The sequence below is a fragment of the Pseudofrankia saprophytica genome, from assembly GCF_000235425.2.
GTDB lineage: Bacteria > Actinomycetota > Actinomycetes > Frankiales > Frankiaceae > Pseudofrankia > Pseudofrankia saprophytica.
Genome location: NZ_KI912266.1, coordinates 6,271,036 through 6,294,303, shown reverse-complemented (window position 1 = coordinate 6,294,303; position 23,268 = coordinate 6,271,036). Strand labels below are relative to the sequence as shown.

The following is a 23,268-nucleotide window of genomic DNA, read 5'->3' as shown; positions in this document are numbered from 1 at the left end:
GAGACCATTGCCACCGGCCTGAACGTGGAAAATCCTCCGCCCATCGAGGAGAGCTTCCCTCCGGGCGGGCGGCTGTCCGGAAGGCGTCCGGCCCGCGGCCGCTCGCCCGGAGTAACCCATTCGGTGCTCGCGTTGCTGCTACCGGAAGCACATTGCTGCTGGGCGAGGCGAAAGGGCGTGCCGGTGAGCGTCGAGACGAGGGTTCTGCTCGTGTCCGGGAGTACGCGGGGCGGCTCGACGAACACGGCCGCGCTGCGAACCGCGCGGGCCGCCGCCCCCGACGGCGTCGTCGCCGATCTCTACGACGACCTGGCGCGGCTGCCTGCGTTCGTGCCCGATGACCAGGAACCGGTCCACCCGGCCGTGGCCGAGCTGAGGCGGCGCATCGACGCGGCGGACGCCGTGCTGTTCTGCACGCCGGAGTACGCGGGATCGTTGCCGGGCAGCCTGAAGAACCTGCTCGACTGGACGGTCGGGGGCGGTGAGCTCTACGGCAAGCCGGTTGCCTGGATCAACGTGGCCGCCGAGGGGCGAGGGGGCGGGGCGGACGCCACGCTGGCGACCGTGCTGGGCTACGTCGGCGCGGTCGTCGCGACTCCCAGTCCGGTGCGCGTCCCCGTCGCGCGCAGCGCGGTGGGGCCGGATGGGTTGATCGGCGACGAGCGGGTGCGCGCCGCCCTGGCCGAGGTGCTCGGACTGGTCACGCGGCGGGCCACGACGCCGGCCTGACCGCCGGGGCGGTACGGGGCGGCGTGCGCGGCGGACGGTCAGGAGGTCGCGGTGGACCCGGGCGCCGTCGACCACTGCGTTCCGAGGACCTTGAGTAGTTGGAGTGCCCGGTGGGTGGGCGTCCCGGGGGCCGCCGTGTACAGGATGATCCAGTGGTCGCGCTCGGGGTCGTGCAGGGCGTCGCAGTCGAGGTCGAGCCAGCCGACCTCGGGGTGGCGGATCCGTTTGTGGGTGGAGCGGCGCACCTGGAGCTCCCGTTCGGCCCACAGGCGACGGAACTCCTCGCTGGCGCCGAGCAGCCGCCCGACCAGGTCACGGATTCCCGGGTCGCGCGGGTAGCGCGCCGCGGCGGCGAGCAGGTCCGCCACTGACTCGCGGGCGAACCGCTCCACGCTGGCCGGGTCGTGCCTTTCCCGGGTGCCGGCCCGGGTGAAGAAACGCCAGATGACGTTGCGTTCGGCCGGTGGGACGGCGGAGAGGTCGCCGAGCAGCGCCGCGCCCATCGGGTTCCACGCCAGGATGTCGTACTTGGCGTCGCAGACCAGGGCGGGCGCGTCGTCGAAGCGGTCCAGCAGGTGCAGGACCCCTGGGCTGACGTCGGACGACAGGACGGACGCGGTCGGCGGCTGCTCGCCGGACAGATGGTGCAGGTAGGCGCGTTCGGCGTCGGACAGGCGCAGCGCCCGGCTGATGGCGCCGAGGATCTGGCCGGACGGGCGTGGCCCGCGGCCCTGTTCGAGGCGGACGTAGTAGTCGACCGACATGCCGGCCAGCTGGGCGACCTCCTGGCGGCGCAGCCCCGGCGTGCGGCGGCGCGGTCCGGCCGGCAGGCCCACGTCCGCCGGCTGTACCCGGGCGCGCCGCCCGCGCAGGAAGGCCGCCATCTCGTCGCGGCTGGCCTGGTCCATGACACGAGGGTGTACCCGCGCGGGCCCGCGAACCATGGGACCGCCGATACCAGCCTCGGGACTGCTCTCCTCATGGCCGGTCCCCGACGTGACGGTGAGACCCATGACCTCCCACGAACCCGTTTCCCAGGCCTCCCCTCGCAAGATCGTGCTCGTCACCGGAGCGAACAAGGGCATCGGTCTCGCCACGGCGACGGCCATCGCCAGGCAGGGCCACACCGTGCTGCTCGGCGCGCGCAGCCCCGAACTGGGCGAGGCGGCGGCCGCGGCGCTCGCCCAGCAAGGGCTGGACGTCGCGTTTCTTCACCTGGACGTCACGGATGAGGCGACGATCGCGCGCGCGGCCGCGGTCATCGACGCCCGGCACGGCCGGCTGGACATCCTCGTCAACAACGCCGGCATCACCCGCGACCAGGGCCGCGCGCCCTCGACGCTGCCGGTCTCCGCGCTGCGCGAGATCTACGAGACCAACGTCTTCGGCGTCGTGGCCGTCACGAACGCCATGCTCGGTCTGCTGCGCCGGTCACCCGGCGCGGTCATCGGCAACGTCTCCAGCGGCCTGGGCACCTTCGCCGTCCTGGCCGATCCCGGTCCGACGCTGGGGAAATTCGCGCAGCTTCTCGGCTACAACTCGTCCAAGGCGGCGCTGAACGCCATCACGCTGATCTACGCGCATGAGCTCCGCACTGTCGGCATCACCGTCAACGCGCTCTCCCCGGGTTACTGCGCCACCGACCTCAACGGCCACTCCGGCTGGGACAGCGCCGAGGAGGGCGGCGCCCGGATCGCGGCCCAGGTGCTCGCCAGGCATGACGAAGGCTCGGGAGTGTTCCTGAACGAGAACGGCGGCACCTACCCCTGGTGACGCCCTCTGGTGATGCAGGCCGGCGCGTCGCCGGGGCTTGACCCTGCCGCGACGTCAGGGCGCAGAGTCGAGGTGTGGAGGGCGAGAGCGCCGGCGAGCTGACCGTCGGGAGGGTGGCCAGGCTTTCCGGGGTCACCGTGCGGACGCTGCATCACTACGACCAGATCGGGCTGGTCTGCCCGTCCGGGCGGACAGTGGTCGGTTACCGGGTGTACAGCGCGGCGGATCTCGAGCGGCTCCGGCAGGTGCTCGTATACCGCGAGCTCGGCTTTCCACTGGAGGAGATCCGGGCGCTGGTGAGCGACCCGGGCGTGGACACCGCCGGCCACCTCCGCCGGCAGCGCGGGCTGCTGGTGGAACGCGGCGAGCGGCTCGCGGCCATGATCGCCGCGATCGACAGGCAGTTGGAGGCGCGCACCATGGGCATGCAACTGACGCCCGAAGAACAACTTGAGGTCTTCGGCACGGACAAGGTGGGCGGTGAGTGGGCGGACGAGGCCGAGCACCGGTTCGGTGAGACCGACGCATACCAGGAGTCCCAGCGCCGGGCCGCGTCCTACACGAAGGATGACTGGGCGCGCCTGAAGACCGAGAGTGACGCGGCGCTGTGTGCCTGGCGTGCGGCGCTGCTGTCCGGCCTACCGGCGGATGGCCCGGAGGCCACGGCGTTGGCCGAGGAACACCGCCAGCACATCACCCGCTGGTTCTACGACTGCAGTTATGACATCCACGTCGGTCTCGCTGAGATGTATCTCGCCGACGAGCGTTTCACCCAGGTCTACGAGATCGTCACCCCAGGCCTTGCTCGGTACGTCCACGACGCCATCCTGGCCAACGCCGCCGCCCGTACCTGACTGACCCGCCCGGTCTCGCGTTTTGCGTGACCATTACCCGCATAGCCGTTGGGGGAGTGGCTTCCCCTCTGATTGCCGGCTTGTGCGCGTTGGCTGCGGGTCGCTTAGGATTCGAGCACCGCAACGTGGTCGTCTGCTTTTCCGCATCGGAAAATTCGGGGGGTGCACCCCCCGAATGCCGCGGAATGGACAGGTGTTTGAATGTGTGGTTCCGTTGAGGCATGCCCGAGCCACCCGTTCGCGAGGAACCGGATGACCGGCCCATCAGGGGATGGGGCCGGCCGGAGTCCGAGGTTTCTTTGGGCCCGGTTGACCACAACCGGCCGGGTGCGACGGAAAGCGGGCGCGAGAACTGTGCGGCGACGGTATTCGAGGGCGGCATTTCTGGCGCCGATATCCCGGGGGATGGGGCTGGCGTCGGGTTTGGTGGGCGGCATCATGTGCTGGCTGAGCTGGACGGCGTGGTCGGTGGGTTGAAGGCGTTGGCTGGGGCGAGCCTGTGGGCGCTGTCCGACGCAGAGGCGTTGGAGTTCCTCGACGCCGCGGAGCGGGCCGGCCGGCTGCTGGGCGCGGTCCAGCTCGCGGTGGTCCGGGACCTGGGCGGCCGGGACCTGCGGCCGGTGTTCGGCGATGAGGACCTGCCCTCGACGGCGGAGCTGCTGCGCTGGCAACTGAAGATGCGCCCCGCCGACGCCCGCCGCACCATCGAGCTGGCCCGTGACCTCGACCGCATCTACCCGCGTGTCGGTGAGGCCCTCACCGGTACCGCGATCAGCCGTGACCAGGCCGTCGTCATCGTCACGGCGCTGCGGGCGCTCCCGGCGGACACGCCGTGCGAGCAGCGTCACTGGGCCGAGGAGTTCCTGCTGGTCCAGGCGGAGATCCTCGACTCCGGCGACCTGGCCGCACTTGGCAGGACCATCCAGGCCCGTCTGCGGGACCAGCTGCACCCGCCCGGCTCCGAACCGCGCGACGATGGTGACCAGGCCCGACGCCGCGAGCTGCACCTGACCGATCAGCCCGACGGCACCACCCGCCTGCACGGCACGCTGGACGCCGAGGGCGCCGCCACCCTCCGCGCCGCCCTCGAACCCCTCGCCCGGCCGAAACCACTCGGCGAGCACCCCGAAGACCGCCGCACCGTCCCGCAGCTGCGCGCCGACGCCCTCATCGACCTCACCGAACGTGTCCTGGGCACGGGCACGCTGCCGACCGCCCGCGGTACCCGGCCCCACCTGACAGTCACCACCACGATCGACACCCTGCTCGGCCGGGATGGCGCCACTCCGGCCGCCACCGGGCATGGCCTGCCACTGTCCCACGCCGCTCTGGAAAGAATCTGCTGCGACGCCAACCTCACCCACGTTCTGCTCTCCCGCGAAGGCGTGCCCCTTGAGCTTGGCCGCACCCGCCGAATCATCCCACCACCGCTGCGCCGGGCTCTGGTCGCGCGGGACGGCGGATGCACGTTCCCTGGGTGCCAGAAGAATGCGGCGTGGACGGACGCGCATCACATCGTGCACTGGCTTTCCGGCGGCAAGACCAACCTTGACAACCTTGCTCTATTGTGCGGCTTCCATCACCGGACCGTGCATCGAGGAGAGTGGGTCGTCGTTATGGGATCGGACGGGCATCCGTACTTTGTCCCGCCCTATTCCATCGACCCGCGGCGTCAGCCACGAAGAAACCCTCTGCACCGCACCGTCGAGCATCTCTATACCGGAATCTGGGAACCCCCAGACGACGCCGACGGCGTTCGACGCGACGACAGACCGTCCGCCTGCTCGTGATGGCTGCTGCAGCGGCCCGCCGGCCCGCCCGTGTTGATGGGAGTCACAGTGGGCGGACCCCGCGACGGGGTCAGGCGCCGGGCCCACTGTCCCGTCCTGTCAGCTGCCGCAGGAGGTGGACAGCGTCGCCGCTGTGTACCGGGCTGAAGAACTCGGCGTCTACCCGCTCGATGGTGGCGACCGCACGTGGCGCCAGCTCGCCGCCCTGCGCGGTGACCCGCAACAGCTTCGCCCGGGTGTCGTCCGGGTCGGTCGCGCGCTCGACCAGGCCGTTGCGTTCCAGCGTGCGCAGCACCTGGGAGGTCATCTTCACGTCGGTTCCGGCGTATGCGGCGACGGCCAGCTGGTTGGGCCGCTCGCCTTGCCCGTTCAGCCACCAGACGGAGGCGAGCAGCACGAACTGGACGTGCGTCAGGCCGAGCGGCGCCAGCGCCGTGGCAATGGCGCGCTGCCAGCGCAGCGTGGCGTGCCACAACAGAAAGCCGGGGCTCTCGTTCGGATGCAGCGCCACGTTCGACCGCCCAGCCTTCCGTCACAGCTCCGCCAGCCGGATGAGCCCGCGACCGCACGACCGTCGCCCATGGCGGCGCGTCCCTCGGCTAGGGTGCGTCCGCCCGTGCCGCCGCCGGCGCGGTGATCTCGGCGAGGCGGACCAGCGCGGCGATCGTCTCCGGGAAGTCGGCCGTAATCATAGGACCGACCTGGGGTCCGAGCTCGTCGGCTGCCGGGCCACTGATCTCCATCTGGTAGGTCACCGTGCTGTCTCCGCCCTCGACCGGGTCGACGCGGTGGGTGGTACGTATCAGGACGTCGCCGAGGTCGGCCTCGTCGACGAACCGCTCCGGCTCGACGACCTCGGCCAGCCGCAGCCGCACCGGATTCTCGCCGTGCGGGTTCATGACGATCTCGCTTCCCACCGCGAACGGGCCGCTGATCTCGATCTGCTCGATGTCGGCGTTCCAGGCTCCCCAGCCCCTCACGTCCGCCCACAGCCGCCACACCGCCTCGGCCGCCGCCGTCGTTGTCACGCTGTGCTCAAAGCTCCACATGAACCGCCCCTGTCGCCGCGTAGATAACCTGTGCGCAGATTATCTACGCGCATCCTAAATATCCAGACCTCAGGGGAACCGGCCGACCGCCAGGAGTGTGTGGTGCGCTGGCGTGCCGACGGCCATGGGCTCGGATCAGTGGCGGCGGGCGCGGGCCAGGATGTCGGCGGGGGGCAGCGGCCAGCCGGGATGTTGGGTGAGGCAGAGCGGGGTGCTCACCCGCTGGACAGGGAGGCCGGCGCTGGCGGCGTAGAACTCGCCGACGCCGAGACGGCCGATCTCCGGCGCCTCGCCGCCGAGCGCCGTCGCCAGCGCGCGGGCCGCGTCGATCTGCGCTGGAGCGTTCAGCCTGCCGAGGAAGTGCGTGGCCGCGGCCGCCGAGACCCTTGGGTCCAGCCCCTTCGGGGACTGGGTCGCGAGCACCAGGCCCAGCCCGTGATCGCCGGCCTGGTCGAGCAACGCGATCGTGCTGTCCGTGGTTGGCGTCGTCAGCCCGGCCGGCGCGAACGTCTGCGCCTCGTCGAGCACGAGCAGGCCCGCGAGCGGCCGGCCAGCCGCCGAGCGTCTGCCGGCCCAGGCGAGCAGCGCCCGCTGCAGCTCGCCGACGAAGGCCTGCCGCTCCTCGTCCGTCTCCAGCCCCACCAGGCTGACCACCGACACCCGGGCACGGCGTCCCAGCGCCGGGGCGAGCAGCGTGCCCGGATCGGTCGCCGGGCCGTCGTCACCCGCGGTCAGGCGCAGCGGCCGGCCATCGTCACGGTTCGGCGTCCACACGACGACGTCGGTGGCCGCCAGGTACTCGCGGGCCAGTTCGGCGTCGCCGCGACCCCACCCGTGCCGCGGCGGCGCCGGCCAGGCCTCGCCGAGGCGCGCCAGCTCACCCGTTGGGTCCAGCACGATCGACGAGACGCCGCGCAGCGCGCACTCCTCGACCAGCCGGCGCACCAGCACCGTCTTCCCCGAGCCGGACCCGGCGAAGATCACCGCGTGCCGGCGCAGCGCCGCCAACCGGAGCTCCACCGCCGCCCCGGTCCCCGCCGCCGTCCCGACCGCCACCAGCTCGCCCGGCTCCTCGCCCGCGACCTCGTCGTCGCCCTCAGCCCCAACCTCGCCCCCAGCCCCAGCTCCAGCCGCACCAGGGCCGGCGCCGCCGGCGTCCGCGGTGCCGGGAGGCACACCGTTCGCGGACCCCGCACCGGTCGCCGTCGGATCCGCGTGCCCCAACCACCCGGTGGGATCGGCCGACCCGTTGCCGCCGGCCGTCGGCGCGGGTACGACCAGCGGGGTCCGCTGGGATTGCGGGAGGCTTGGCCAAGCAGGGGCCAGGTGGGGCGCCTCGGACGCCGCTGGCCTGACCGGCGCCACCGGTAGGTACCCCGCCGGGCCCGCGACCGGTACGAGCCTGGCGACGCCCCGCTCAGGTGGGGGTGGTTCGACGTGGCCCGCGGACCCGTTGCCGCCGGCGGCCGCTGGCCGCTCGGCTGGTACCGCCTGGCCCCGGGATCCGTTGCCGCCGGTGGCCAGCGGCAGCGCGACGGGGACGAGCCGGGCCACCCCGTCCTGGAACCCGGCCGGTTCGACGACGGCGGGAGGCTGAGCGGCTTCCGTCGCGGGCCGCACGATTTCCGCCGGGGGCTGAGGAGCCTTCGGCGCGGGCGGAGGAGTCTCCAGCGGAGGCGGAGACAGAGGGACCGGCAGTGGATCGGCGTCGCCCGGATGGGCCGCCGCGCCGGGCATCCTCGGCAGCGCCACCGGTACCAGCAGCGGCGCGTCGGGGGCCGGTTCCGCTGTCGCGGGCGGTGGCGGAGCCGACGAGGAACGTGCCGGCTCGCCGGGGACGAACACCGGCACCAGCAGGGGCAAGGAGGCCGCGTCGTGGACGTCCTCGTCGGGGCCGGCCGCCCAGGGCGTCCTTGGCGAGGCCGGCCGCGCGGCCCGTGGCCAGCCGGCCGGCTCCGCCGCCGGCCCGGTCACCGCGCCCACCGTGGGCGTCGGCGCGGGAGCGAGCACGGCGGTTGGCGGCTCCGAACGCGCCGAGGGCGGCGCGGGCGTGGGGGGCGGCGCGGGTGTGGGGGGCGTGGGGGGCAACGCCGGGACAGGCGGGATCAGGACCGTCGGCTCCGCCGCCAGCGGGGCCGACGGAGTCGGAGCGGCCGACGGCGCGAGGCGGAGCGGCTGGGATGCGGGGAGAACTGGCGCCGGCGCCGGCGATTCCAGTTTCGTGACCGGTGGAGCCGCCGTGACCGGTGGAGCCGCCGTGACCGGTGGAGCCGCCGTGACTGGCGGAGCCGCCGTGACTGGCGGAGCCGCCGTGACTGGCGGAGCCGCCGTGACCGGTGGAGCCGCCGTGACTGGCGGAGCTGTCACGGCGGCGGGCGCCGGCATCGGGGGCGGGGCGGCGGAGTGGGTCGGCGGACGCGGGGAGGGCGGAGGCAGGGCGGTGAGGACGAGCCTGGTCGGGGCCAACGCCGGCGCTGGTGCTGGCGCCGGGGCGAACGGTGAACGGCGCGGCGGGTGGATGGCCTGCACGACGAGCGGATTGGCGGCGACCTGGGCCGCCGGGGCGCCGACCACCGGCGGGTAGTGGCCTGGTGCGGGCGCGAGCTCGCGGTAGACGGCGTCGAGGGCCGACGTGAACAGGGGAGTGGAGCTCGCCGGGCGGCGGGCGAGCAGCCAGGTCTCCAGCGCGGGGTGGCGGCCGTCGAGAAGCTGGCGCAGCGCGGCGAACGTCCGCACGTCCTCGTCCGCGAGGAAATGGGTGATGCCGCCGGCCCGCTCGAACGCCTCCACCGCGTCCTGCGTCTTCGCGCCCTTGCTCCATTCGGCGGTGCGCAGCACCACCAGCCCCCGCCGCCCCGCCACCGCGGCGCCGTCGAGCCCGGCGAGGCCCCGGTCCCGGCGGCGGATGCGGCCGCCCTCGCCCGCGCCGATCCCGGTGGCGATCCCGGCCATCGTGCAGGCGCTGTTCAGCCTGGTCAGCGCGGTGCCCGGGTGGGTGGTCAGGATCGCCCGGAACGACCAGTGCGCCTCGTCACCGGTCGTCTCGTCGAGGACGCGGCGCAGCCGGGCGTGCAGCGCGGGTTTGGCGCTCGGCCGGGCGTCCCGGCTGAAGACGCGGCCGGCGGGGCCGAGCTCGGCTATCCAGGCGTCCAGCCCGGCGGCGAGCAGGTCGGGGACGGCTTCGTCCTCGTCGTGGTCGGCCAGCGCCTCGAGCCCCGGCGCACCGGCGCGCAGGCGGGCCCAGGCGACGTCCAGCTCGGCGAAGCCGACGACGAGCCGCCGGCCGGCCGGGCTGTCGAGGTCGAACTCCTGCTCCTGGGCTGCGTCGTTGACCAGGATCGCGCCGCCGACGGAGATCGGTGCCCCGCCCGCCGGGCGCGCCCCGGCCGGGCGCGCCCCCGGCCGCGGGCGCAGCGCCGAGGGTCGGCGCGGCCGCGTCCTGGGCCGCGGTGTCGATGGCCGCGGCGTTCGGGGTGGCGACGTCGTCGAAGGAGCGCAGCTCGGTGTAGGTCGCCGCGGCGAGGCAGGCACGCACGTGGGCGTCGATGTGCTGGAGCAGCGCCCGCGGGGTGTAGTCGCCCGCCGCGAGCAATGCCTCGGGGCGCACCGGCCAGGTCGGGTACGGCGGGATGAACCCGATCGCTCCGTAGCGCCGGGCGAACCGGCGGGCGACGAGCTGTTCGGCGAGCTCTCCCGCGCCGATGACGCCCAGCGGGCTGACCACCCGGAACCGGTCGCGCACCGAGCGGACCGCCTGCGTGGCCACCAGGTCCCAGGTGATCGGCAGGCAGGCGAGCAGGCACAGCGTCCTGCTGGTCAGGTCACGCAGCCCCAGCAGCCCGTCGGCGACCTCGTTGACGATCGGGCTGACCCAGGGGCCGCCCGGGCCGGCCGCGTCGTCGTCCAGGGGGGCGGCGGGTTCGGGACGGTCGGGGGAGTCGGGGTGGCCGTGGGGGAGCTGGGTCTCGGCGGTGGCGGTGTCGATCTGGTCGACGGCGATGATGGTCGGGCCGGTGAGCGCGAGCAGCCGGGACAGCTCGCGGACGATCTCGGTCGCGGGCTTGGCGGGCGCGCGCATGCCGCGCTCGGCGCGCTCGTTCGGGAACTGCTCCTCCATCGACTGGAGGTAGCCGCGCCCCACGTCCTCGTCGTCGAGGTCCTCCGAGCCGAACAGGACGAGTGCCCGCAGGGTGTCCTGGCAGTCGCCGCCGAGGCGGCGGTCGTAGCTGCGCAGCGCCACGACGAAGTCCTTCAGGTGGACCGGCTCCAGCGGGATCCGGCCGGTGACCGCGTCGACGATCGCCGGCGAGGCGCCGACGACGCCGGCGAGGCGGCGCAGGAACAGCCGCAGCTGGGTCTCGCCGCCCTCGCCCTCGACCGGGCGGGTCAGGCCGTCGACGACGGCGCCGATGACGCTCTCCCAGAACGGCGCCGCGCCGCCCAGCGGGCCGACGAGGAAGAAGTAACCGCCGGCGGCGTGCACCTGCTCACGGACCCAGCCGAGCAGGTGCGTCTTCCCGGCGCCGGCCTGCCCCTGGACGACGAGGCCCGGCGGGTTGTCCTCGGGGCTCGCCGCCGCGTCCCGGATCGCGTCGAGCAGCGAGCGGACCGTGTCCGCGTGCAGCCCGTTCACGTGCACGGGCGACGGCGTCCACACGCCGTCGGCGGTGCGGATCCAGTTGAGGTTGAGCGCGGCGAAGGCCTCTCGCTCGGTGGTTGCCGGCATCCGCTCAGCCCTCGACCATGATCAGGTGTTTGGCCTGGCCACCGATCTCGATGGCCTCGCGCCGGTCGGCGCCCGTCAGCGCCTTCTGGTCCTCGTCCGGGGCGACGGTCACCCCCGGTCCGCGGTTCATCCGTCGCAGCACGGCGTCGACGTCGGTGCGCGCCAGGTCGGCCCCGAGACGCGGCCGCAGCTCCGCGAGCCGCACCCAGTCCCCGGGCCACCGGGCGAGAGCCCCGTACGCCGTCCTGATCCGCCGCTCGACCTCCTCGCTGGCCGCCGCCACTGACTCCGCGTCCGCCCCGGCCTTGGTCTCGGTCCCGGCGAGTTCGGCCTGGCCCGTCGTCGTGCCCGGGCCGGCGGGCGGGCGGGCGAACAGGTCCGCCAGGTCGAGGCCGGTGCGGTCGAGATGCCGGGCGAGCCCGGCGAGCAGCGCGTGGACGGCGCCGGGCGGGATGCCGCCGCGCCGGTCGGGCGGCGGTGCGGCGAGCTCGCGGCGGCAACGGGCCCAGCCGGCGTCGGTCAGCTCGTGGACGTAGGAACGGCCGGCCCGGCGGCTGGTGACCAGCCTCAGGTCGTTCAGCCGGCGTCGGTCGACGCCGTCCAGCGAGAGCCGGAAGCGGGCGGCCAGTTCCGGGTTGGGCAACGGCCGGCCCTCGGCCATGAGGGCGAGCAGGATACCGACCTGGCCGCCCGTGAGCCGGTCACCGGGCCGCCCACCGTCGCGTCCGACCGGCTTCTCCCCCGACATCCGCCAGACCCTCTCCGCGTGCCTCCACCCGCGCCTCGACCCACCCCGATCCGCCCCGGCACCGGTGCCAGCCCGCGCCGGGCGCGTGCGAGCGCGGCCGGCGGGTGCGCGTGGTGCGAGGCGTGGTCGAGGGGCGCGAAACGCCACTCCAGCGTTCTAGGTTGGCACATCGCCGCCGGGGCTTCGGCCGCGCCCTCCGTCGTGGCCCCGACCTTCGGGGACGGCGAATCCGGCGTCAGGCAAGAATGCGTACGAAGGCGACGTGTCCGGGTGACCGGCCGTGCGCGCTGGCGATCCGTCGGCGCGCTCGCGGGGACGCATATCGGGCCCGATGTCGAGGAACCACCGCATAGGCGCCTATGCGTCTGATACCTGGGCACTAGAGACCTGGGCATACCTGGGCACTTGAGACCTGGGCCCCCGGGAGGAGACGAGCACGCGTGCTGACGCCGCTGGGCACGGACGACCCGCGCGAGATCGGGCCCTACCGCATCCAGAGCCTGATCGGCAGGGGCGGCATGGGCGCCGTCTACCTCGGGTTCTCGCCCGCCGACAAGGCGGTCGCGGTGAAGGTGCCCTCGCCGGCGTTGGCGCGTGACGACGAGTTCCGCGCCCGTTTCCGCCGCGAGGTCGACGCCGCCCGCCGAGTGCGCGGCCGCGCCGTCGCCGCCGTCCTCGACGCCGACGCGGACGCCGAGCGCCCCTGGATGGCGACCGAGTACGTCGAGGGCGCGAGCCTCGCCGAGGCGGTCACCGATCGCGGCCACCTCGACGAGCGGCTCGTCAGCGGCCTCGCGGTCGGCCTCGCGGAGGCGCTGGTAGCGATCCACGACGCCGGCGTCATCCACCGCGATCTCAAACCGGCCAACATCCTGCTGTCCTGGGACGGCCCGCGCGTCATCGATTTCGGGGTCGCGAGCGCCAGCGGGACGACCCAGCACACCAGCACCGGCATGCTCGTCGGCACGATCGTCTGGATGGCCCCCGAGCAGCTGCGCGGCGAGCGCGCCAGCCCCGCGGCCGACGTCTTCGCCTGGGGCGCCTGCGTGGCCTACGCGGCGACCGGCCGGCCGCCGTTCCACGCCAACAACCCGCAGGCGGTCGCCCTCAAGATCCTGGGCGAGCCGCCAGACCTGGCTGGCGTACCGGCGTCGCTGCTGCCGACGGTGCGTGCCGCGCTCGCCAAGGACGCGGCGAGCCGACCGTCGGCCGTCGAGCTGCGCGACCGGCTGCTGCGCGGTGTCGCCGCCCCCGACGCGACCACCAGGGCCGCCGGCGACGACCGCTACGCGACGGCGCTCGCGAGGCTCTGGGAGCTCCCCAGCCCGCCGCCCGGCCAGCCGGGTACGGCGCCCGGCCCGCACTCGACCCCGCAGGGCCAGTACTCGCCCCCGCCCGGCCAGTACCCGCCGGCGGGCTACCAGCAGTCGCCCCCGCCCGGCCAGTACCCGCCGGCGGGCTACCAGCAGTCGCCGCCGCCGCGGCAGGCCTATGGCCCGTCGACCCCGCCGCCACCGGCCTACGGCGGCTCGGGGTACCGCGACTCCGGCTACCCGCCTGCCGGCGCGTCGGGGGGTGGCTGGCCCCTGCAGGCGGGCCGGCCGACTCCCGTGCCGCCGCCGCGTCGCCGGTCCGCCGGCACCGTCCTGCTCGTGGTCGCGCTCGTCCTGCTGCTCGGCGGCGCCACCGCCGCGGCCCTCGCGCTCGCGAACCGTGGCGGTGGCGATGGCGGTTCGCCGGACGTGTCCTCGTCGACGGCGGCCGTCACCACGCCGGCGGGCTCCGATGCGCCCACCGCCGGGCCGTCGACGGGCGGCGGCGTGGCCACGGGTGGGCAGGGCACGACGCCCGTGACCCCCTCACCGACCCGTCATCAGCTGACCGCGCAGGAGGTCGACCAGATCGTCGACAGCAAGGGCTACCAGGCTGACCTGGGCACGTTCGACCGGACCCGTGACCTCAACGTCGTCATCGGCTCCAAGGATGTCCCGGGCGGCGGCGTCGACGGAAGCGACACGACGGCCCAGCTCGCGTTCGTCTTCGCGAACGGCGAGTTCATCGGCACCGACCTGAAGGAGCCAAGCCGCCATATCGAGGTGCTCGACCAGACGCCGAGCTACGTCGTCCTCGAGTACGGCACCTACGCCGTCAGCGACGGCGACTGCTGCCCGAGCGGCACCGCCCGGGTTCGCTACAACTGGGACGGCCAGGCCTTCCGCCCCCAGAACGAGGCCAGCATCCCGACCTCCGACCCCAAGGTCGACGGCAGCCGCCGCTGACCGGGCGGCGTCACCGTGGCGCGCGCCGGCTTCTCCACCGGGCTCTGCCCCTGGGCCTTCTGCCGGGCCCTTCCGTCGGGCCCGCTGGCACGGATGGGCGATGTCCTGGAACCGACATTCATGATGTCGGGAAATAAACCGGCGCGGCGGGTCGACTGTTGAGAAGGTGAGGGGCAAAGGTGGTGCCACCTTCGTGAGGTCGACCGCGGCCCCGATCCGGCCGCGGCGCCACCTCGGGGGTTGGGGGACTAGTGCTGGCACCACTCGGCGACGCCGATCCGCGCATGATCGGCCCGTTCCGGATGACCGGTCGGCTCGGCTCCGGCGGCATGGGCACCGTCTATCTGGGGTTCGGGCCGGACGACCGCCCGGTCGCGGTGAAGGTCCCCACGCCCGAGCTCGCCGGCGACCCGCGGTTCCGCGCCCGCTTCCGCCGCGAGGTCGACGCCGTCCGGATGATCAGCAGCGGCTCGGTGGCGACCGTCGTCGACGCGGACACCGAGGCCGAGTCGCCGTGGCTGGCCACCGAGTACGTCGAGGGCGCCACCCTCCTCGACGCGGTCGCCGGCAGGGGGCCGCTCGCGCCACGGCTCGTCGTCGGCTTCGCCGCCGGCCTCGCCGACGGGCTGGTCGCGATGCACGCGGTCGGCGTCGTGCACCGCGACCTCAAGCCGGCCAACGTCATCCTCGGCTGGGAAGGCCCGAAGATCATCGACTTCGGGGTCGCGCTGACCACCCAACCCATGCTCGGCGGCTCGACCACCGACTCCGACCCCGACCTCACCCAGGCCAGGACCCAGATCGGCCAACGCGTCGGCACCCTCGTCTGGATGGCGCCCGAGCAGCTGCGCGGCGAAACGGTCGGCCCGCCGGCCGACGTGTTCGCCTGGGGCGCCTGCGTCACCTACGCCACCACCGGGCACTCGCCGTTCCATGGCTCGAGCCCGCTCGAGGCCGTCGGCCTCATCCAGCACGCCGAGCCGGACCTCGCCGGCGTCCCGCCCCAGCTGGTCGACCTGGTGCGGGCGGCGCTGGCGAAGGACCCGCGAGCGCGTCCGTCCGCGACGGTTCTCGTCAGCGGCCTGCTGCATCGCGAGATCCACACTCCCCAGGAGTCGGACCAGGCGGTCGAGACCGCGCTGGTGACGTGGGTCGAGCAGCCGCCGACCCCGGCGCCGCCCCTGGCCCTGCCGCCGTCCAAATCGCCGGCCCCGTCGGCCCGCTCACGGGCGGCGGCGGAGGCGGACGCGCTGCGGGGGACCTCTGCCGGGCAGACGTTGAACCTGCGGTCCACCCAGGGACTCGCCGGCCAGCCGCGGCAGGGCCGCCCGGGTGAGCCGTCGGGGCCGCCACGCGGCGACCGGTCCCGGCCCGCCGGCCGTGACGGCGCCCGCCCGGGCTATGCCACCGGCCCGTTGCCGGTCGGCGGCGGCCCGGGCCGCGAGGGTGACGACTGGACGGACGGGTCCGACATCCCGACCTACGTACGCCCGCCCACGGGGCCTCTGCCCCGTGGAAACGGTGGCGCCAGGACGGACGCCTTCGGCGCGGCCGCTGGAGCGGCGGCGGCGGGCTGGTCCGACGGGCGGGGCCGGCCGGGCGACGGGGCGCGGACCGGGCGGTCGACGGCGATGAAGGCGCTGCTGGCGGCCGCGTTGGTCGTGCTGCTCGCCGGTGGCGTCGCCCTCGCGCTGGTCCTGACCAGCCACGGCGGTGGCGACGACTCGGACCTGTCGGTCAGCGCGACCTCGCCCACCTCCGCCACCTCCGCCTCGTCGACACCGTCCGTCTCCGTCTCCGCGTCGACGTCCGAGGCCATCGAGTCGGTCTCCGCCTCGCCATCGTCGCGGCGCACCACCCGGCCCCCGTCCCGGCGGCCGACCGGCCCGACGACCACTTCGGCCGCGCCGGCCACGGACAACGAGACCGACACCCAGGGCCCCCGAACGACGCCTCCCATCACGTCGACAGGCACCGGCACGACGCCCGGCACTTCCACCTCGCCCCCCGGCGCGTCCCGGACCCCCGACGTCACTCCCTCGCCGTAGGTCGTTCCCGCCAGATCCTTCCCACCCGCAGGGCGAAGCCCTGCGGGTGTCTTGGCGTTCCATCGCGGCCGGTTGTCCGCCGAGGGTGACCCGTCGACGAGCGGTGACGTAAAAAATTTGTCAAAATCGATGATCTGGTGAAGGATCTCCTGCGTAGAGGTGGATGCGGCGGCTTATTTCCGGTGTTGCGTGTTCGGTGCCGTACTGCCCAGTCCGCGTTCCCGCGATCCGGGGAGGTCCCGTGGCCGTGCCCGCGTTCGTGACTGGTACCGCTGTCCGCCGCGAGCCCGCCGCGTCGCGCCCGTCGGACGGCGGCGGCGCGTGGCTGACCGGGACCGGCCGGGTGACCGTGGCGCCGCGAGACGTGCCGGCGGTGCTGGGGCGCCACGTGCTGGTGGACGGGCTGGACCTGGTCGTCGACCTGGCCGCGAGCCGCGGGCGCACGCTCGTCGACGCCCGCACCGGCGAGCGTTACCTCGACCTGTACAGCTTCTTCGCCTCCGCCCCGCTCGGCGTCAACCCACCCGAGCTGGCCGACGACCCCGAGGTCGTGGCCGAGCTCGGCCGGGCCGCGCTCAACAAGCCGGCGAACCCGGACGTCGCGACCGTCGCCTACGCCGAGTTCGTCGCGACCTTCGCCCGGGTGCTCGGCGACCCGCGCCTGCCGCACCTGTTCTTCGTCGAAGGCGGGGCGCTCGCCGTCGAGAACGCCCTGAAATGCGCCTTCGACTGGAAGAGCCGGCACAACGAGGCGCACGGCCGCCCGGCACGGCTCGGCACCCGCGTGCTGCACCTGCGGCACGCCTTCCACGGCCGCAGCGGCTACACCCTCTCGGTCACCAACACCGACCCGAACAAGACCGACCGCTTCCCCACGTTCGACTGGCCGCGGATCGACAGCCCGGCACAGACGTTCCCGGTGACCGCGGCGAGCCTCGCGGCCGTGCGCGCCGCCGAGCGGCGGGCGCTCGAGGCGGCCAAGGCGGCGTTCGAGCGCCACCCGCACGACATCGCCTGCGTCCTCGCCGAGCCGATCCAGTGCGAGGGCGGCGACCGGCACCTGCGGCCGGAGTTCCTCGCCGCCCTCGGTGAGCTCGCGCACGCACGCGACGCCCTGTTCGTCCTCGACGAGGTGCAGACCGGGGTGGGCGCCACCGGCGCCGCCTGGTGCTACCAGCGCCTCGGCCTGCGGCCGGACGTCGTCGCGTTCGCGAAGAAGGCGCAGGTCGGCGGGGTGATGGCCGGTGGCCGGGTCGACGAGGTGGCGGACAACGTGTTCCGGGTACCCGGCCGGATCAACTCCACCTGGGGTGGCGGGCTCGTCGACATGGTCCGCTCGACCCGGATGCTGGAGGTCATCGAGCGCGACCGGCTCTTCGAAGCCGCCGCGCGCGCCGGCGAGCGGCTGCTGGCCGGGCTCACGGCGCTCGCCGCCGGTCATCCCCGGCTGCTGTCCAACCCGCGTGGCCTGGGCCTGCTCTGCGCGTTCGACCTGCCCGACCGCGCCACCCGCGACGAGGCCCTGCGCCGGCTGCGCGTCGACGAGCACGTGCTCACCCTGCCCGCCGGCGACGTCACGGTCCGGGTGCGCCCGGCGCTCACGATCACCGACGACGAGATCGACGCGGCCCTCGCCGCCTTCGGCCGGGTGGCGGCGGCCCTGGCCGGTGGAGCTGGCGAGGCCGGTGTGGTGGCGGGCAGGGCGACCCCGGCCCTTCGGCCTGCGACCGAGTCGTCGCCCGCTTACGGTGGCGGTGGGGGCGGGCGGCTGGCCGCGTGCGCGGACCTGACGGGAGACGGGAGCTGACGATGACCCTGGTGCACCCGCCGCTGGTGGCGCCCATGATCGAGGGCATCGAGTCCGAGGGGCCGACGGTCGCCTCGACGAACCCGGCGCGCCACGGCGAGGTCGTCGCGGCGGTCCGCCTCGGCGGGGCGGAGGTGCTGGTCGCGGCGGCCCAGGTCGCCCGGGCGGCCCAGCGCGGCTGGGCGGACGTGCCGGCGCCGGTGCGCGGCACCGTGATCGGCAACTTCGGCCGGCTCGTCGAGGACAACGCCGACGCGCTCGCCCGGCTGGTGACCAGGGAGATCGGCAAGCCACTCGCCGAGGCCCGCGGCGAGGTGCAGGAGATCGTCGACACCTGCCGGTTCTTCCTCGGTGAGGGACGGCGACTCTACGGCGAGACCGTGCCATCGGAGATGCCCGACAAGCAGCTGTTCACGTTCCGCGAGCCGGTCGGCGTCATGATGGTGATCACCGCGGGGAACTTCCCGGTCGCGGTGCCGAGCTGGTACATCGTGCCGGCGTTGCTGTGCGGCAACGCGGTCGTCTGGAAGCCGGCCGAGTACGCCGCCGCCTGCGCCCGGGCGCTCACCGAGCTCGCCCGGCACGCGGGCCTGCCCGCCGGCGTGCTCTCGATGGTCCCGGCGTCCGGCGAGGCGACGGCCGACGGCCTCGCGCGGACGCTTGCGGCCGGCCTCGTCGACAAGGTCGGCTTCACCGGCTCGACGGCCGTCGGCCGGCAGATCGGCGAGCTGTGCGGCCGGCACCTGCAGACGCCGTGCCTGGAGCTCGGCGGCAAGAACCCGATGGTCGTCGCGCCGGACGCCGACATCGACCTGGCCGTCGACGGCGCCCTGTTCGGCGGCTTCGGGACCGCCGGGCAGCGGTGCACGTCGCTCGGCACACTGATCGTCCACGAGTCCGTCTACGTGGGTTTCCGCCGCCGGCTCGCCGTCGCCGTCGAGAACGCGCCGATCGGCGACCCGACCCGCGCCGTCCTGTACGGCCCGCTGCTCGACGCGAAGTTCGCCGCCGGTTATGAGCGCCACCTGGACCTGATCCGCGAGCACCACTCGACGTTCGGCTCGACGGCCGTCGGGCGGATCAGCGTCGGCGCGCCGCGGCGCGGGTTCGTCGGCGACCCGGCCGATGGCCTCTACTACCACCCGGTCGTCGTCGACGGACTGCTTCCCGACGACGAGCTGTTCCGCGAGGAGACGTTCGGCCCGATCGTCGGCCTGACCACCTACCGCACCCTCGAGGAGGCCATCGAGCTGGCCAACCTCCCCGGCTACGGCCTGTCGAGCGCGATCTACACCAACGACCCGGCGACGGTCTTCCGGTTCCGCCGCGGCGTGTCCGCCGGCATGGTCAGCGTCAACAACTCCACCTCAGGTGCCGAGGCCCATCTCCCCTTCGGGGGCAACGGCCGCTCCGGCAACGGCTCCCGCCAGTCGGGCCGCTGGGTACTCGACCAGGTCACCCGCTGGCAGTCCATGAACTGGGACTACTCCGGCCAGCTCCAGAAGGCCCAGCTGGACACCGCCATCCCCGAAGCCGACCTGGAATTCCGGCTGACCGGCTGACCGGGCGGCCGGGCGGCCGGCTGACCAGCTGGCCAGCCGGGGCCGGTCACTGGCACTGGCCCTGCCTGGGCCACGCTTCCCCACGAAGATCGGTGTATGAGGCAACCAAACCGCGCGCGGACACGACTAGTAGGCGGGAGGAAACCGTCGCGGCTGGTCGAGAGAAGGAGGGGATCGGCCGGTCGCCGACCGAGAGGCCTGCCTTGCGGCGACGACTGAAAGATCATCTGCTTCGATCCCACGGGTCCGAACCGGCGGGCGCCCGGCGGGCGGGACCCGCCCGCGGGCGGAACGCGCCGAAGCGCGCGGCGGTGCTCGCCGCGCTGGCGATGCTGGGCGGTGGTGCCCTTCTGGCCGGCTGTCAGCCGGGGGTCACGCCTTCCGGCGGCGGCGGGACCGTGGTCAGCCCACCATCCGGCCCGGCCGGGACGTCACCCGGGACGACGGCGACGGCCGGCGCGTCCCCCACGCGGACACCCCCGGCCACGACCACGGTCACGCCGGTCGGCACCACGGCGCCGCCGGCGCCGGCGACGTCGGTCGCGGCCACCGTTCCCGCCACACCCGCGGCCTGGCCGACGCCCACCGGCGACGTCAGCTCCAGAACCACCATCAAGGTCTCCGGCACCTTCGACGGTCAGCTTCGGCGTTACAGCGGAGTCGGCGACGGGGGGCAGTCGGAGGACCAGCCGGCCCTGTTCGAGGTGGCGAACGGCGGCACCGTGCAGAACGTGGTCATCGGTGCGCCCGCCGGGGATGGCATCCACTGCCTGGGGACCTGCACCCTGCGCAACGTCTGGTGGGAGGACGTAGGCGAGGACGCGGCGACCTTCAAGGGCACCTCCGCGACGCAGACCATGACGATCGACGGCGGCGGCGCCCGGCACGCGTCGGACAAGGTGTTCCAGCACAACGGACCGGGCACGATGGTCATCCGGAACTTCCAGGTGGCGGACTTCGGGAAGCTGTACCGGTCGTGCGGCAACTGCTCGGCCCAGTACCGGCGCGCGGTCGTCATCCAGAACGTCACCGTCACCGCGCCCGGCAAGACGCTCGCCGGAATCAACTCGAACTACGGCGACACCGCGACGCTGTCCGGAATCACGATCGTCGGCGACGCCAAGAAGAAGATCAGCATCTGTGACCGGTACGAGGGCAACGACGCCGGCGACGAACCGGTGAAGCTCGGCACCGGCGCCGACGGGACCTACTGCCGCTACACGCCGTCGGACCTCACCTACCGCTGACCGCGCGGCGAGCCCGACCGCAGGCCCTCGGCGGTCGGGCTCGCCGGCGTGAGACGACACGCCGCCTCCTCCGCGTCGCCTGACGGTCAGGGGCAGGGGTCGACGTAGGCGAGGTTCTTGACCTGGAGGGTCCACTCCGCCTGGGTGAGCTGGTTGGCGGGGTTGGCACAGGCGCGGGCGGCGATGCGGTCGGGGGAGAGATCCCAGAGCCGGGCGGTGAGGTCGGCGCCGGTCGTGGCGAGCCGGGAGCCGTCGGGGCTGAACAGGACGTCGTCGACCTTGCCCGTGTGGCCTTCCAGCGTGGCCAGCGGGGTGACGTTGCCGCCGCGACCGGCGGCGTCCCAGAGGCGGGCGGTGCCGTCGGTGCCGGAGGTGGCCAGCAGCAGGCCGTCGGGGCTGAACGCGACGTCGTTGACCGTGTCGGTGTGGCCGGTGAGGCTCGCGAGCGGAGTGATGCTGGGGCCGCGCGACGCCGTCTCCCAGAGGCGGGCGGTGCCGTCGCCGCTGGTGGTGGCGAGCAGCCTGCCGTCGGGGCTGAACGCCACGTCGCCGGCCGAGTTCACGTGGCCGGTGAACGTGGTGACCGCGGCGACGGAGGAACCACGCCCGACCGTGTCCCAGAGGCGCGCGGTGGCGTCGTCGCTCGCTGTGGCCAGCAGTCTTCCGTTCGGGCTGAACGCGAGTTCGTTGACGCCCTGGGCATGGCCGACGAACGTGGTGCGTGGGTCACTGGTCACGGCGCGGATCGAGGTGTCCCAGAGGCGGGCGGTGCCGTCGGCGCTGCCGGTGGCGAGCAGCTTGCCGTCGGGGCTGAAGGCCACCTCGCCGACGACCGAGGTGTGGCCGGCGAAGGTCGCGAGCGGCGCGATGTTGTCGCCACGGCGGGTCGGGTCCCACAGCCGGGCGGTGCCGTCGACGCCGCCGGTGGCGAGCAGCCTCCCGTCCGGGCTGAACGCCACGTCCCAGACGCCGCCCACGTGCCCGGTGAACGTGGCCAGCGGTTTCACGCCGATGCCGCGGTCGGTGGTATCCCACAGCCGGGCGGTGCCGTCGGCGCTGACCGTGGCGAGCAGTCTTCCGTCCGGGCTGAACGCCACGTCGCCCAGCCAGTCCGTGTGGCCCTGCAGGGTGGCGAGGGACATGACGTTCTCGCCTCGCCGGTTGGTGTCCCACAGGTGGGCGACGTGGTCCTTCGTGCCGGTGGTGGCGAGCAGCCGGCCGTCTGGACTGAACGCGACGTCGGCGATGGCCGCTGTATGGCCGGCGAAGGTGGTGGCTGGCTGGCCAGGCGACAGGTAGGCGGCCAGCAGGCTCAGGTGTGCCTGCCGCGTCGGTGCGGCGCGGTAGGCGGCGAGCGCGAGCCTGCGGGCGAGGCCCGGATCCTCGTCCTGGGCCTGCTGGGCCGCCGCGGCGAGCGTCTCCGAGGCCCGCCGCGCCGCCTCGGGCCCGCCGTCGCCGCCGCGCCCGGGCTGTACCACCAGCAGCGGGATCCCCACCGCCAGCGCGGTCGCCGCCGCGGCGGCGAGGACGATCAGCCGGCGCCGGCGCGGCCCAGGGCGACGCCGCGTGCCCGCCGTCGGCGAGGGATCACGCGGCGGCGGAGGATCACGCGGCGGCGGGGAATCACGCGGCGGCGAGGAGCCGGGCCATGTCCTTGTCGGCGGGAGCGGCGCCGAGGACGGAGGCAGGCTCGGCCGTGTGTCCCCACCCGTACCGGTGCCGGCGGGCCGCCTGCCCGTGCCCGCGGCACCCGCGCCGGCCACCGATCCGCCGGCGCGGTGCTGGGACGGCTCTGTCGGCGCGGACGCGGCGGCGGACGGCGAGCTGACCAGGCGGTTGAACAGCGCGGCCGCGGTCGGGCGCTGGGCCGGGTCCCGGCGCATCGCCCAGGCGACCACCGACCGCGGCGGCTCGGGAACGCCGGTGAGGTCGGGCTGTTCGTTGACCACCCGGTACAGCTGCGCGAGGGCCGGACCCTCCCCGAAAGGCGGGCGGGCGGTGGCGGCGAACACGACGACCCCGCCCCAGGCGAAGATGTCGGCCGCCGGCCCCACCTGGTCGCGGGTCACCTGTTCAGGTGCCATGAACGCGGGCGTGCCGGATCCGTCCTTCCCGCGCAGCGTCGAGCTGTTCACGGCGAGCGCGATGCCGAAGTCGATGACGAGCGGCCCGTGGACGGACAGCAGGACGTTGGACGGTTTGAGGTCGCGATGGACGACGCCGGCGCGATGGATCGCGGTCAGCGCGGTGGCGACCGCGAGCGCCACGCGTTCGAGGGCCGCGGGCTCCAACGGCCCGCTCTGGTGGATCGCCTCCTCGAGCGTGGGCCCGTCGATGTACTCGGTGACGATGTACGGCTGGCCGTCGTGGGTGCCGGCGTCGAGGAACTCAGGCGTGCAGGAGCGGACGATGCCGCGCGCGAGCCTGGCCTCCTCCTCGAACAGCCGCTGGTAGCCGGGATCGGCCGCGTACTCCGCCTTGACCACCTTGACGGCCACCCTGCGGCCGGCGGAGGTGCGGCCAAGGTAGACGCTGCCCATCCCGCCACGGCCCAGCAGCCCGTCCAGCCGGTAGGGACCGACCTGGGCGGGGTCCGCGGCGGTCAGCGGCCGTGCCCGGCCCAGCCCGTCCGGCGCCGGCGTCACCGGGGCCGCTC

At 74.1% G+C, this 23,268-nt stretch carries 15 protein-coding genes; 9 read left to right on the top strand and 6 right to left on the bottom strand.

The window, feature by feature from the left end; all coding sequences use genetic code 11:
* Positions 1–183 precede the first annotated feature (183 nt).
* A complete protein-coding gene (locus tag FRCN3DRAFT_RS0226640) occupies positions 184–729 on the top strand; it encodes an NADPH-dependent FMN reductase (RefSeq protein ID WP_035929641.1) in 546 nt (181 codons plus the stop codon).
* A 38-nt stretch (positions 730–767) separates the two neighbouring features.
* On the opposite strand, the gene FRCN3DRAFT_RS0226635 is transcribed toward FRCN3DRAFT_RS0226640, so the two are convergent.
* On the bottom strand, positions 768–1,637 hold the full coding sequence (locus FRCN3DRAFT_RS0226635; protein ID WP_007509396.1) for a helix-turn-helix transcriptional regulator: 870 nt from the start codon (positions 1,635–1,637) through the stop codon (positions 768–770).
* A gap of 103 nt (positions 1,638–1,740) precedes the next feature.
* Here FRCN3DRAFT_RS0226635 and FRCN3DRAFT_RS0226630 point away from each other — a divergent pair, with 103 nt between their 5' ends.
* The 3 genes from FRCN3DRAFT_RS0226630 to FRCN3DRAFT_RS0226620 all read left to right on the top strand — a co-directional run bounded on the left by FRCN3DRAFT_RS0226630 (position 1,741) and on the right by FRCN3DRAFT_RS0226620 (position 5,146).
* Positions 1,741–2,502 (top strand): SDR family NAD(P)-dependent oxidoreductase, encoded by a 762-nt coding sequence (locus FRCN3DRAFT_RS0226630; protein WP_007509398.1) that lies wholly within the window; start codon positions 1,741–1,743, stop codon positions 2,500–2,502.
* A gap of 74 nt (positions 2,503–2,576) precedes the next feature.
* Positions 2,577–3,356 carry a MerR family transcriptional regulator gene (locus FRCN3DRAFT_RS0226625; protein WP_007509400.1) on the top strand — a complete coding sequence of 260 codons (780 nt, stop codon included), beginning with the start codon at positions 2,577–2,579 and terminating at the stop codon, positions 3,354–3,356.
* Between the two features lie 440 nt (positions 3,357–3,796).
* Positions 3,797–5,146 (top strand): HNH endonuclease signature motif containing protein, encoded by a 1,350-nt coding sequence (locus FRCN3DRAFT_RS0226620; RefSeq protein WP_007509402.1) that lies wholly within the window; start codon positions 3,797–3,799, stop codon positions 5,144–5,146.
* Positions 5,147–5,216: 70 nt separating this feature from the next.
* On the opposite strand, the gene FRCN3DRAFT_RS0226615 is transcribed toward FRCN3DRAFT_RS0226620, so the two are convergent.
* From FRCN3DRAFT_RS0226615 to FRCN3DRAFT_RS0226600, 4 genes are all read right to left on the bottom strand, one after another.
* The gene (locus FRCN3DRAFT_RS0226615) at positions 5,217–5,657 is read right to left on the bottom strand and encodes a MarR family winged helix-turn-helix transcriptional regulator (protein ID WP_007509404.1); all 441 of its coding nucleotides are present in this window, start codon (positions 5,655–5,657) and stop codon (positions 5,217–5,219) included.
* 88 nt (positions 5,658–5,745) lie between these two features.
* Positions 5,746–6,195 (bottom strand): SRPBCC family protein, encoded by a 450-nt coding sequence (locus tag FRCN3DRAFT_RS0226610; RefSeq protein WP_007509406.1) that lies wholly within the window; start codon positions 6,193–6,195, stop codon positions 5,746–5,748.
* A 135-nt stretch (positions 6,196–6,330) separates the two neighbouring features.
* Positions 6,331–9,726: a helicase HerA-like domain-containing protein gene (locus FRCN3DRAFT_RS56540; RefSeq protein WP_232794156.1), complete on the bottom strand. Its 3,396-nt coding sequence runs from the start codon at positions 9,724–9,726 to the stop codon at positions 6,331–6,333.
* Between the two features lie 1,199 nt (positions 9,727–10,925).
* Entirely contained in the window at positions 10,926–11,669 is a 744-nt protein-coding gene (locus tag FRCN3DRAFT_RS0226600) for a hypothetical protein (RefSeq protein ID WP_007509411.1), read from the bottom strand.
* Between the two features lie 440 nt (positions 11,670–12,109).
* Here FRCN3DRAFT_RS0226600 and FRCN3DRAFT_RS0226595 point away from each other — a divergent pair, with 440 nt between their 5' ends.
* The 5 genes from FRCN3DRAFT_RS0226595 to FRCN3DRAFT_RS0226575 all read left to right on the top strand — a co-directional run bounded on the left by FRCN3DRAFT_RS0226595 (position 12,110) and on the right by FRCN3DRAFT_RS0226575 (position 20,612).
* Positions 12,110–13,948 (top strand): protein kinase domain-containing protein, encoded by a 1,839-nt coding sequence (locus tag FRCN3DRAFT_RS0226595; RefSeq protein WP_007509413.1) that lies wholly within the window; start codon positions 12,110–12,112, stop codon positions 13,946–13,948.
* Positions 13,949–14,232: 284 nt separating this feature from the next.
* The gene (locus tag FRCN3DRAFT_RS56535; RefSeq protein ID WP_232794155.1) at positions 14,233–15,996 is read left to right on the top strand and encodes a serine/threonine-protein kinase; all 1,764 of its coding nucleotides are present in this window, start codon (positions 14,233–14,235) and stop codon (positions 15,994–15,996) included.
* 241 nt (positions 15,997–16,237) lie between these two features.
* Positions 16,238–17,803: an L-lysine 6-transaminase gene (gene lat / locus FRCN3DRAFT_RS0226585; RefSeq protein ID WP_007509417.1), complete on the top strand. Its 1,566-nt coding sequence runs from the start codon at positions 16,238–16,240 to the stop codon at positions 17,801–17,803.
* Between the two features lie 2 nt (positions 17,804–17,805).
* Entirely contained in the window at positions 17,806–19,365 is a 1,560-nt protein-coding gene (locus tag FRCN3DRAFT_RS0226580) for an aldehyde dehydrogenase family protein (protein ID WP_007509419.1), read from the top strand.
* Between the two features lie 311 nt (positions 19,366–19,676).
* The gene (locus FRCN3DRAFT_RS0226575) at positions 19,677–20,612 is read left to right on the top strand and encodes a pectate lyase (RefSeq protein WP_007509421.1); all 936 of its coding nucleotides are present in this window, start codon (positions 19,677–19,679) and stop codon (positions 20,610–20,612) included.
* Between the two features lie 86 nt (positions 20,613–20,698).
* Here FRCN3DRAFT_RS0226575 and FRCN3DRAFT_RS0226570 read toward each other — a convergent pair whose 3' ends face one another.
* On the bottom strand, positions 20,699–23,257 hold the full coding sequence (locus FRCN3DRAFT_RS0226570; RefSeq protein ID WP_007509423.1) for a WD40 repeat domain-containing serine/threonine protein kinase: 2,559 nt from the start codon (positions 23,255–23,257) through the stop codon (positions 20,699–20,701).
* Positions 23,258–23,268: the final 11 nt, after the last annotated feature.